Genomic DNA, 11,118 nt, shown 5'->3' with positions numbered 1-11,118 from the left:
TCTATTCCCTCCCATTGAATGTTTTTCTATATAGATATTTACCTTCAGGTTTTTCCGTGAAAAGCTTTCCATTAGAAACCATCTTAGTTCCTCTTAAAAACACATGTAAAGGTCTTCCTATTTGTTTAAAGCCTTCATATGGATTATAGTCAACATTTTGAGTCTGCTTTTCAGCAGTTATTATGGTAGTATAACTTGGATCCCATATTACTAAATCAGCATCACTGCCGACTGCTATGGTTCCCTTCTGTGGGAACATACCAAATATTTTTGCTGCATTGGTGGAAGTTAAGGCAACCATTTCATTTAAGTTAATTTTATCTTCCATAACTCCATAGGTATACATAAGAGCCATTCTATTTTCAACTCCAGGTGAGCCATTTGGAATTTTACTAAAGTTATCTTTTCCTAAGTCTTTTTGTCCTTTAAAATTAAATGAGCAGTGGTCAGTGCCTATGGTTAAAATTTCATGTGACATAATTCCATCCCATAGAACTTTCTGATCCTCTTTTTTCCTAAGAGGAGGAGACATAACATATTTTGCCCCTTCAAAGCTTTTGCTATCTTTATCACCATATAATGAATCATCAAGTAATAAATATTGAGGGCAGGTTTCTGTAAAAACTTTTACTCCTCTTTTCTTTGCTTCCATAATTGTTTTAAGTCCCTCTCCAGTGCTCAAATGAACCACATATACAGGAGCTTCTGCCAATTCCGCAAGCTGAAGTACTCTAGTAATAGCTTCATTTTCAACTAGTGCTGGTCGTGTGGCAGCATGAAAATACGGACTAGTATTACCTGACTCAATCGCTTCATTTACTAAGTTTTCAATAATATCTCCATTTTCACAATGAAAGCCTATAAGTCCATTTACTTCTTTGCATCTTTTTAAGGCTTTAAAAATAACTCCATCTTCAACCTGTAGTGTCTTTTTATAAGCCATATATAATTTAAAAGAAGTAACTCCTTCTTTGATCATATTATCTATTTCATTTGAAACCTTTTCATTCCAATCAGTAATGCCCATATGAATACCGTAATCACAATAGCAAAGGTTGTCGGCCTTTTTATGTTCATCCTTCAGTGCTTCTTCTAAGGTTTGTCCTTTATTTTGGCAAGCATAATCTAATATTGTTGTAGTTCCGCCCATTAATGCTGCCTTAGTTCCGCTTAGAAAGTTATCTGCTGTTACTACACCTACATCTAAATCGAAATGGGTATGAGTATCTATACCACCAGGCATAATAATACAGCCCTTAGCATTTACAATATCATCACCTTGATTTTCAAGATTAGTACCTATAGAAACAATTTTTTCTCCTTCAATTCTTATGTCAGCTTCATAGATATCCGATGCTGTTACTATTTTACCGCCTTTAATTACTATACCCATTAAATGTATTCCTCCCTTATTCTTTTATGTAGTTTGCTTTGCTAATGGTACTTAACTTTGATAAAATTTACAAAGTGTATTAATTTATCATATTTTCAATATAATTATAGATACAATAATTACATTGAAAATATGATAATCTACTTATTATAATGATACAAGTTGATAAATTACTTGGGCAATATACTTTACTTTTAGTTTTAATAAAAATGAGCCATGAAAGAACAACAATGAATGATGAAGGAAGAGTTGTTACTTTGGCCAAAATAGTCATTGTTCACTCTTCATCCTTCATTCTTCATTATTGATTGTAATTGTTAATTGTTAATTGTTAATTGTTAATTGTTAATTGGATTTCATTTATCCCTTATCATTATTACATTTAATTTTTATAAATTGTTAATCATTTATTATTTATGTGTACTGAATAAACTTCCCTTTGCAATGCCTTTGCACATTGTTACATTTTAAAGATCTTTCGTGAGTCCAGTTTTTTCATTGAATTCTTCAATAAGCTTATCTAACTCTGGTCCCATTGTATGAAGCTTACCCCAATAATTGTCATAATCATACCACTGAGCATTTAATTCGTCTAAATCATACATCTGCTGCTCAATCCAAGTATAATACTTAAGATTATGAATACGCTTTTTACTTTGATAAGTAAGTTCTTCCATACTGTCTGTTCTTACTCCTAGAACATTTCTATTATGATCTATAGCTGCATCAAGCATTTCATACTTTCTGCCTCTTTCTGCTTCCATTTCTTCAAGCCTTGACTTGTACATTTCTGCAGAGTCAGTAAGAACTGTCATTACCATATCATTTTCTGTTAACTCATAGTATTTTGCAAACTTAATACAGGAAATAATATTAGCTGCACCTGAGATTCCAACCCATGATAGCTTTTCAATAACTTCTTCAGAAATACCAAGTTTTCTTAAGTATTCCTGTCCAGCTGGCTCATTAAATAGTCTAAACATACCTAATGCATCATTATCATCGATTGCAATAACCATATCTGTATTTCTTACATTGTGAATCCAAGGAACATGCTTATCACCTATTCCTTCTATTCTATGATCTCCAAAACCGTTGCTAAGAAGTGTTGGACATTGAAGAGCTTCTCCTACCGCAAATTTAGCATTTGGATACTGATCCTTAATGAAATCAGCGCTTCCTAATGTTCCTCCAGAACCAGAAGTTAAGCATACACCTGCTACCTTTCCATTAGGACCAGCTTCAGCCTTGAATATTTCATTCATGGCATTACCTGTAACTTCATAATGCCATAAGTGGTTTCCTAGCTCTCCAAATTGGTTGAATATAACTACATTATCTCTAGTTCTTCTAAGTTCCCAAGTTTTATCATATATTTCTTTTACATTACTTTCACAGCCTGGAGTTGCTATAACTTCACCAGCTACCTTGCTAAGCCATTCAAAACGTTCCTTACTCATGTTTTCAGGTAATATAGCTATAGATTTGCAGCCTAGTAATGTTGAATTGTAAGCACCACCACGGCAGTAGTTGCCTGTTGAAGGCCATACAGCTTCATGATATTTTGGATCAAATTGGCCAGTTACAAGTCTAGGTACTAAACAAGCAAAGCTTGCTCCAACTTTATGTGCCCCAATAGGGAAGAACTTACCAGCCATTGCAAAAATTCTAGCCTTTACCCCTGTTATTTCAGAAGGAATTTCAACATAGTTTGGCAGTTCGTTGTATAGACCTCCTTCTTTTACAGCTTCATTCTTCCAGGATATTCTGAACAAATTAATAGGATCGATATCCATTAAGCCAGTATGCTTTAATTTTTCTTTTACTTTTTCAGGAATCTTATTAGGATCCTTCATTTGTGCTAAAGTAGGAATAACAATATTCCTCTCTTTAATACTTTCTACGGTTTTATTAAGTTGTTCCTCATTGATTTTTAAATCTATTAAGTTATGCACTTAAAAACCACCCCTTTATATTTATTAAATAATATTATTTATCTAAAGTTATAACTGTTCCAGTCTTACCTTCTAATGCATCCACTGCATTGTAAAGTGAAGTTATTATTGCCTTATGCTTTGGATTTGCCTTAGCAAACATAACTGCAGCTTTTACTTTAGGAAGCATTGAACCAGGTGCAAAGTGCCCTTCTTCAATGTACTTTTCTGCTTCCTTAACTGTAATGTGTTCAAGGTCTAATTGATTAGGCTTCTTAAAATTAAGTGATACCTTTTCTACTTCTGTTAATATCATAAGCACGTCTGCATCAACATCCTCAGCTAACCTTTCAGCAGCAAGATCCTTATCAATTACAGCAGCAACTCCCTCAAAGGAGCCATCTTCTTTTTCTATAACTGGAATACCGCCGCCGCCTGCAGTTACACAAATAGTTGTATCCCATAATTCTTTAACAGATTGAAGTTCAACTATTCTCTTTGGCATAGGAGATGCTACAACTCTTCTCCAGCCTCTTCCTGCATCTTCCTTCATAACATAGCCTTTTTCAGCCTCAAGTTTTCTAGCTTCTTCTTCACTGTAGAAAGCTCCTATTGGCTTTGTAGGATTATTGAAGGCTGTATCATTTTTATCAACAACTACCTGTGTTACTAGAGTTACTACAGGAACCTTTTTGCCTCTTTTAGCTAAGGCTTCTCTTAAGCCTTGTTGAATATGATAGCCTATATAGCCTTGACTCATTGCACCGCAAACATCAAAAGGCATAGCTGGTGTAACATTTGCTGCAGCTTCTAAAGCAAGTACTATTCTTCCAACTTGTGGCCCGTTACCGTGAACTACTGCTAACTCATAGCCTCTGCAGCTTAGTTCAGCGAGATAATCTGAAGTCTTTTTTACTACGTCTAATTGTGCTTCAGCTGTTGCAGGAGTTCCTGCTTCTTGAAGAGCATTTCCACCTAGAGCAACAACTAACTTTGATTTTCCCATTTTAAATTCCTCCATTACTTCTGCTTGTTTAAGTAATTTATTAGCACGTCTAAATCTGGTTTTATTTCCTCAGGTCTATTTACAGCTTTTTGTGCTGATCTTACATCCTTTAAGCCGCTTCCAGAAACAACAAAAGCTACACTTTCATCCTTTCCTATTGCGCCTTCTTTAGCTAGCTTCAAGAGACCTGCAAAAGCTGTAACTCCAGCTGGTTCTCCAAATACACCTGTATGTCTTGCAAGCACCGTCATAGCATTTAATATTTCAGCATCACTAACATCAACAGTTATTCCATTGCTTTCCTTTAAGGCATTTAATGCCTTATAACCATTTCTTGGTATACCTACAGAAATACTGTCTGCAATAGTTACCGGCGGAATATAATCAAAATTCCTTGAATTTCTTCTATAGGTTCTATTAACCGGATTAGAGCCCTCTGCCTGTACGGAAACCATTACAGGAAGCTTGTCTATGATCCCTAGTTCATAAAACTCTTTAAAGCCCTTCCAAACTCCGGAGATAGAGCAGCCGTCACCTACTGACATTATTACCTTATCTGGCACCTTGAAATCCAATTGTTCACAGATTTCAAAGGCAGCTGTCTTTTTACCGTCAACTAAATAAGGATTAATAGCACAGCTTCTATTGTACCAGCCAAAATGGTCTACTGCCTTTAGGCAAAAATCAAAGGCTGTATCATAGTCTCCATCCACAAGTATTACTTTACTTCCAAATACTAATAGTTGAGCAAGCTTTCCTTCAGGTATGGTCTTAGGTACAAATATATAGTTTTCTATACCCATGCAGGCTGCGAAGCCTGAAACAGAAGAAGCTGCATTTCCAGTAGAAGCTGCACAAATTACATCTTTTTTAAGCTCAATAGCCTTTGCAACGCCAATTGCTGAGGCTCTATCCTTAAAGGATGCAGTAGGGTTTCTGCCTTCATCCTTCACATACACATTTTTTATATTTAATAGTTCTTCTAATCTTTTTGATTTATATAAGGGTGTTGAACCTATTTGTAATGGAGCAGCACCGCTTAATCCTTCTAGCGGGAGAATAGGCAAATATCTCCATACATTAGGATCTTTATTATCTCTAAGATATTCTCTAGTTAAGGTTTTCTTCACCTTAGGTATATCGAAAATAACATCAAGGGTGCCTTCAGTACCACAGTGAGGGCAATGATACATAACCTCTTCTCCAAAGGTAGCCCCACATTTTGAACATTTAAGATGTTTAATTTTTTCCACCTTTTAACCTCCTTTTTTAATATTTATAGGCCGCTTGAAACGTCCTTGTGCCACATATATGTGCCACAAGAAACGTCACCCTGCCACATGATGTATTACTTATTTGCAGTGTATATTGTTGGCAGTGCAGCATATACAGCAGCACATTTAACTAGGTCTTCTTTCCAAGTTATTTCATTTGGAGCATGTGCCTGAGCTTCTGCACCAGGTCCAAAACCTATACATGGTATTCCGTTACGTCCCATTATGGCAACACCGTTTGTTGAGAAAGTCCATTTATCAGTAAGTGGACGAGCTTTTCTCATTGCATCCTGAGCAGGTGCACCGCTTCTTACTTCACCGTACATTCCCTTATATGACTCTTCCATTGCTTTTACAACTGCATGATCTTCTGGAATAACCCATGTTGGGAAGTAGCATTCTTGTGGATAGGAAAGGCCTGTCCAGCTTGGTCTTTCATATTCGTACATGCTAACTATTGCACCGTATTTTTTAACAGCTGGAAGTGCACGAATTTCATCTAAGCAGCTTTCCCAAGTTTCTCCTGCTGTCATACGACGGTCTATTGAAATTGAGCAAGAGTCGGCAACTGCACAGCGGCTAGGTGAAGTAAAGAAGATTTCTGAAGTTGCACATGTTCCTCTTCCTAAGAATCTAGCCTCTTTATACTGAGGGTTATACTTTTCTTCTAACATTTTTACGAGGCCCTTTATTTCTGTAGCATCAGCTGCATCATTTGTATTAAGGTCTCTTACATTTTGTAATATTTCAGCCATTTTGTAGATTGCATTGTCTCCTCTTTCAGGAGCTGAACCGTGGCAGGAAACTCCCTTAACATCAACACGGATTTCCATTCTTCCTCTGTGTCCTCTGTATATACCACCGTCAGTTGGCTCTGTACTTACAACAAATTCAGGTCTTACCTTATCTTCATTGATTATATATAACCAGCAGTTTCCATCACAATCTTCTTCTTGTACAGATCCTACTACTAATGCTGTATATTTATCACTTAAGAGATTTAAGTCTTTCATTATTTTAGCACCATATACAGATGAAACTATTCCGCCTAACTGATCTGATCCTCCTCTTCCACCTATTTCTATATCATTTTCATAGCCTTCATATGGATCAAAGTTCCAGTTAGCTCTGTTTCCGATACCTACAGTATCTATATGTGCATCAAATCCAATTAATGTTTCTCCAGTTCCCATGTAACCAAGTACGTTTCCCTGCGGATCAATTACAACTTTATCGAAACCTACAGCCTTCATTTCAGCTTCAATTCTTTTTATAACTCCTTCTTCTCCGCAGCTTTCCCCTGGAATTGCAATTAAGTCTCTCAAAAATTTAGTCATCGCTGGTTTGTAGCTTTCAGCTGCTTTTAATATTTCCTTATTGTTTATATTTAGTGCCATTTTTAAATCCTCCAATTTTATTATTATACTAACTAATCAATCAAATCTGTTGCTTTTTTTATCAAAATGACAAAATTAATTAGTAATTATATCATTTTGATTATTTGGTTTTCTAAGTTATTTAATTTAGCTTATTTATAAGAATCCTTGCTGCTTTTTCGCATCACCTCCCTTAAGGTATATAAAATAATTACTTGAATTTTACTATTTCATTAACCTCCGATCTCGTTCATAAATTTTGAATCATTAGTAACGTTATCATCAAATAAATCATGATTAAGCGGCTTTCTCATGATAATGTCTTCCATAATAGTTTTTAATTCGACATCAGTAATTCCATTTCGAATTAGCTTTTTAAGATCCTTCCCAGAATTTAAGAACAAGCACTGCTTAAAAAATCCTTGAGAGGTAAGTCTTATTCTGTTACATTCTTGACAGAAAGAATGACTCATAGCACTTATAAAACCAATTCTGCCTATACCTTTTTCTGTTTTATAGTAAGCTGCAGGGCCATCTAGTTTACTTTGGGCACCACAGGGTACTAAAGTCCTATTTTGAGTTATTATGTCTCGTATTTCATCTGTTTTAATTGTGGCATATTTTTTACCTTCGCCTATAGGCATAAGTTCTATAAATCTTACATCCAAAGGCTTCTCTTCAGTAAATCTTACGAAGTCCATTATCTCTGAGTCATTAATCCCCGGTATTATAACAGTATTAAGCTTAACCTTTAAGCCCAAATGAAGGCTTTTTTCTATGCCTCTTAAAACTTTATTTAAATCACCATTTATAGTAATAGCTTTAAATACATCCTCTTTCATAGTGTCAAGACTTATATTTACTCTATCTAAACCTGCAGCTATTAAATCCTCAAGATATTCTTCTAAATAGATACCATTAGTAGTAATACATACTTCCTTTATTTTGGGTAAGGACTTTAGCTTGCTTATAAAATCTATTATGCCTTCCCTTACGAGTGGTTCTCCTCCAGTAATTCTAATTTTAGAAATGCCAATTTCAGAAGCAATCTTAGATATCCTAAACATTTCTTCAAAAGTTAATATTTCCTCTTTCGGGGTACATTTAATACCGTCTTTTGGCATGCAGTATGTACATCTTAAATTACATCTGTCTGTAACTGAAATTCTTAAGTAATCAATTTGTCTACCCCATTTATCAATTATGATGCTCTCCCCCTTAAAGATTATTATTAAAAGTAAAGTCTCCGCTTTTCCCGCCTGTTTTTTTTAATAAGTGAATGTCTTCTATTATCATGGCCTTATCCACGGCTTTGCACATATCATAAATTGTAAGTGCGGCAATAGATACTGCTGTTAAGGCTTCCATTTCCACTCCGGTCTTACCAGTAGTATTAACGGTGGCTTCAATTAAAATGGCATTTTCCTTATTATCTATATTAAAAGTTACGCTGCAGCTATTTATCATTAATGGGTGGCACATTGGAATTAATTCTGAAGTCCTTTTACTGCCCATTATACCAGCGATTCTTGCTGCCACCAGTACATCACCCTTTTCCACTTTTCCATCCATGATTAATTGTAATGTGTTTTTTTTCATTTTTACTTTTCCGCAGGCTACTGCAGTTCTATTTGTATCATTTTTATTGCTTACATCTACCATTTTTGCTTTTCCATTTTCATCAATATGGCTTAAAACGTTTCCCATTCTTATACCACCTTATACTTCTTATTATGCACTGAATAACTATAAATTGCCTAGCTCCTATATTCAACTACTAACTAAAACGGTTACTTCAGTTTATAACAGTCCACCGTGTCCATAAGTGGCTATATCAATATAATCAAGTTTTTCATTAGCAAGCAGCCTTGGCAGCAGCAAATCAAAAACAGTTTTTTTAGAATATATAACTGCCCCCGGAAGACCAAGTATAGGAATATTTTCTTTATATGCTAAGAGAAGCATTGCACCAGGAAGCACCGGGGTTCCATAGGTTATGATCTTAGCTCCAGTAGCTTTGATAGCCTTAGGTGTTAAATCATCTGCATCTACAGACATACCCCCTGTACAAAGCACTATTTCCGCACCTTTATCAATCCATAGGTTTATAGCTGCCTGAATTTCATTTAAGTCATCTGGAAGAATGCTTTGACCTAAAACCTCACAGCCATATTCCTTAAACTTATCAGTTAGCACAGGTCCAAAAGCATCTTTAATTCTTCCTTTATATACTTCACTTCCCGTAGTTATAATTGCTACTTTTTTACTGTAAGTCGGTATAACCTTAACTATTTTATTTTTAATAATTTCTTCAACTTTTTCTATTTTTTCCTTATCAATCGTAAGTGGTACTATCTTAGTGGCAGCCACCTTGCTGCCTTCTTTCACTACAGTATTATTTAATGCTGTAGATAATATTATTTCCCCTAAGGAGTTTAATTTAAGTAAGTTTTCAATATCTATTTTCAAAAGTCCATTGCAAGAAGCAAAGTACTCAATTTTCCCCTCTTTTATGTCACCAAAGTATAGATTTTCTCCAGCTGTTAAATCCCTTAGTCTTTCAGCTGCTTCATTTTCATGCAGCAATCTTTCATCTTCTTCCCACACATATAGATGCTCCTTGCCAAGAGATAAAAGTACAGGAATATCTTCCTCTTTAATTATATGGCCCTTTTTAAAGGCTACTCCCTTAAATTCTCCTGGAACTATTTTAGTTATATCATGGCAGAGAATTGATCCTACAGCATCTTGAACCTTTATAATTTTCATAAGTTCATGCCTCCATGTTGCTTAAAATACTCTTTATGAGTCTTACTAATTGAATTTATTTTCTTGCACATTCAGAAGCTTTTCCTAAAAGTATTTCTAATCCATGTTCTACAGTTTGAAGTATGAATTCTAAGGCTTCTTTAACAGCCTTAGGACTACCTGGCATATTTATAATTAAGCTCTGACCTCTTATACCAGAAACGGCTCTAGAAAGCATTGCTCTTGGTGTTATTTGTAGGCTATAATATCTAATAGCTTCTGCTATACCATTTGCTTCTCTTGTAATAACATTTTTTGTAGCTTCGGGTGTAACATCTCTTAAGCTAAATCCTGTACCCCCTGTTGTAAGAATTAGATTAATATTAAGCTCATCAGCCATATATTTCATTTCACATTCAAGTTCTTTCTGGTTATCAGGTAAAACAACATATCTTACAACCTGGTAATTTAGTTTTTCAACATATTCCTTAATAATCTTACCACTTATATCTTCTCTTTCGCCTTTAGAACCTTTATCACTTGCAGTAATTATTCCTACAGTGAACATATTAACCCCACACTTTCTTTAGATCTCTTCTATGACTTAATGAACCGTTATTTTTTATTAACAATATTTCACTTAAAATACCTAATGCAATTTCTCCTGGTAAATTTGAAGATACATCTAGGCCCATTGGAGCATAAACTCTTTTAAGCCTCTCCTCTGGGAGTCCTTCTTCTAATAGCTCTTTCATAACAGTTTTAATCTTCATTGTACTGCCTATCATACCTATATAAACTGCATCAGTTAAAGCAGAAGCCTTTAATGCATTTTTATCCTGAGAATAACCGCTTGTAACTATTACTACATAGGTATTATTATTAATGTTATATTCTTCAACAGCTTTACCTATATCCCCTACTATTATCTCATCAGCTTCCTTAAATCTCTCTTTATTGGCATATTCTTTTCTGTTATCTATAATAACTGTATAAAAATCAAGTTCTTTTGCTATTTTATTTAATTTTTCAGAAATATGTCCTGCCCCTGCAATTAGAAGTTTAGACTTTGGAGCAAATACTCTAATATATCCTTTTACTTCTCCGCCGCATTTCATACCTAGTCCACCTTGATCATTTAGCTTATATTCAAAATTAAAATCCTGTTTCTTTTCAATACATTCTATAGCTTTCTCAGTTACTAGAAATTCAACTTTTCCTCCGCCTATGGAACCTAAGGTTCTGCCGTCCTTCCAAATAGCCATAATTGAACCATTACCTCTTGGAGTTGAACCATTATCATTAGTAATTACAGCCATAGCAACAGCTTCTGCCCTTTTAAGACTTTCATAAATCGCTAATAGTATTTTTTCTTCCATGTTAACCT

At 34.9% G+C, this 11,118-nt stretch carries 10 protein-coding genes; all 10 read right to left on the bottom strand.

Annotation, left to right across the window (positions count from 1 at the left end; translation table 11 throughout):
- Position 1 precedes the first annotated feature (1 nt).
- A complete protein-coding gene (gene hydA, locus ACJDUG_RS02260; RefSeq protein ID WP_406768255.1) occupies positions 2-1,393 on the bottom strand; it encodes a dihydropyrimidinase in 1,392 nt (463 codons plus the stop codon).
- 467 nt (positions 1,394-1,860) lie between these two features.
- Positions 1,861-3,348 (bottom strand): pyridoxal-phosphate dependent enzyme, encoded by a 1,488-nt coding sequence (locus tag ACJDUG_RS02255; RefSeq protein WP_406768254.1) that lies wholly within the window; start codon positions 3,346-3,348, stop codon positions 1,861-1,863.
- Between the two features lie 34 nt (positions 3,349-3,382).
- Entirely contained in the window at positions 3,383-4,333 is a 951-nt protein-coding gene (arcC, locus tag ACJDUG_RS02250; RefSeq protein ID WP_406768253.1) for a carbamate kinase, read from the bottom strand.
- Positions 4,334-4,347: 14 nt separating this feature from the next.
- Entirely contained in the window at positions 4,348-5,586 is a 1,239-nt protein-coding gene (thrC, locus tag ACJDUG_RS02245) for a threonine synthase (RefSeq protein WP_406768251.1), read from the bottom strand.
- Between the two features lie 95 nt (positions 5,587-5,681).
- Positions 5,682-7,004 carry a YgeY family selenium metabolism-linked hydrolase gene (locus tag ACJDUG_RS02240; protein ID WP_406768250.1) on the bottom strand — a complete coding sequence of 441 codons (1,323 nt, stop codon included), beginning with the start codon at positions 7,002-7,004 and terminating at the stop codon, positions 5,682-5,684.
- Positions 7,005-7,216: 212 nt separating this feature from the next.
- Positions 7,217-8,185 (bottom strand): GTP 3',8-cyclase MoaA, encoded by a 969-nt coding sequence (gene moaA, locus ACJDUG_RS02235; protein WP_406768686.1) that lies wholly within the window; start codon positions 8,183-8,185, stop codon positions 7,217-7,219.
- A gap of 16 nt (positions 8,186-8,201) precedes the next feature.
- Entirely contained in the window at positions 8,202-8,690 is a 489-nt protein-coding gene (moaC, locus tag ACJDUG_RS02230) for a cyclic pyranopterin monophosphate synthase MoaC (RefSeq protein ID WP_406768249.1), read from the bottom strand.
- Positions 8,691-8,783: 93 nt separating this feature from the next.
- Complete coding sequence (locus ACJDUG_RS02225) at positions 8,784-9,752, bottom strand: molybdopterin-binding protein (RefSeq protein WP_406768248.1); 969 nt, start codon at positions 9,750-9,752, stop codon at positions 8,784-8,786.
- A 55-nt stretch (positions 9,753-9,807) separates the two neighbouring features.
- Complete coding sequence (locus ACJDUG_RS02220) at positions 9,808-10,299, bottom strand: MogA/MoaB family molybdenum cofactor biosynthesis protein (protein ID WP_406768247.1); 492 nt, start codon at positions 10,297-10,299, stop codon at positions 9,808-9,810.
- A gap of 1 nt (position 10,300) precedes the next feature.
- On the bottom strand, positions 10,301-11,110 hold the full coding sequence (locus ACJDUG_RS02215) for an XdhC family protein (RefSeq protein ID WP_406768246.1): 810 nt from the start codon (positions 11,108-11,110) through the stop codon (positions 10,301-10,303).
- Positions 11,111-11,118 lie beyond the last annotated feature (8 nt).

It is taken from the genome of Candidatus Clostridium stratigraminis, from assembly GCF_045310675.1.
GTDB lineage: Bacteria > Bacillota > Clostridia > Clostridiales > Clostridiaceae > Clostridium_AT > Clostridium_AT stratigraminis.
Note: the sequence above shows the minus strand (reverse complement) of the source record. Positions and strands in the feature narration are given on the sequence as shown.

Coding starts and splice junctions, on each gene's coding strand:
- ACJDUG_RS02240 (WP_406768250.1), bottom strand. CDS start 7,004: ATGGCACTAAATATAAACAATAAGGAAATATTAAAAGCAGCTGAAAGC.
- moaC (WP_406768249.1), bottom strand. CDS start 8,690: ATGGGAAACGTTTTAAGCCATATTGATGAAAATGGAAAAGCAAAAATG.
- arcC (WP_406768253.1), bottom strand. CDS start 4,333: ATGGGAAAATCAAAGTTAGTTGTTGCTCTAGGTGGAAATGCTCTTCAA.
- ACJDUG_RS02225 (WP_406768248.1), bottom strand. CDS start 9,752: ATGAAAATTATAAAGGTTCAAGATGCTGTAGGATCAATTCTCTGCCAT.
- hydA (WP_406768255.1), bottom strand. CDS start 1,393: ATGGGTATAGTAATTAAAGGCGGTAAAATAGTAACAGCATCGGATATC.
- ACJDUG_RS02215 (WP_406768246.1), bottom strand. CDS start 11,110: ATGGAAGAAAAAATACTATTAGCGATTTATGAAAGTCTTAAAAGGGCA.
- ACJDUG_RS02220 (WP_406768247.1), bottom strand. CDS start 10,299: ATGTTCACTGTAGGAATAATTACTGCAAGTGATAAAGGTTCTAAAGGC.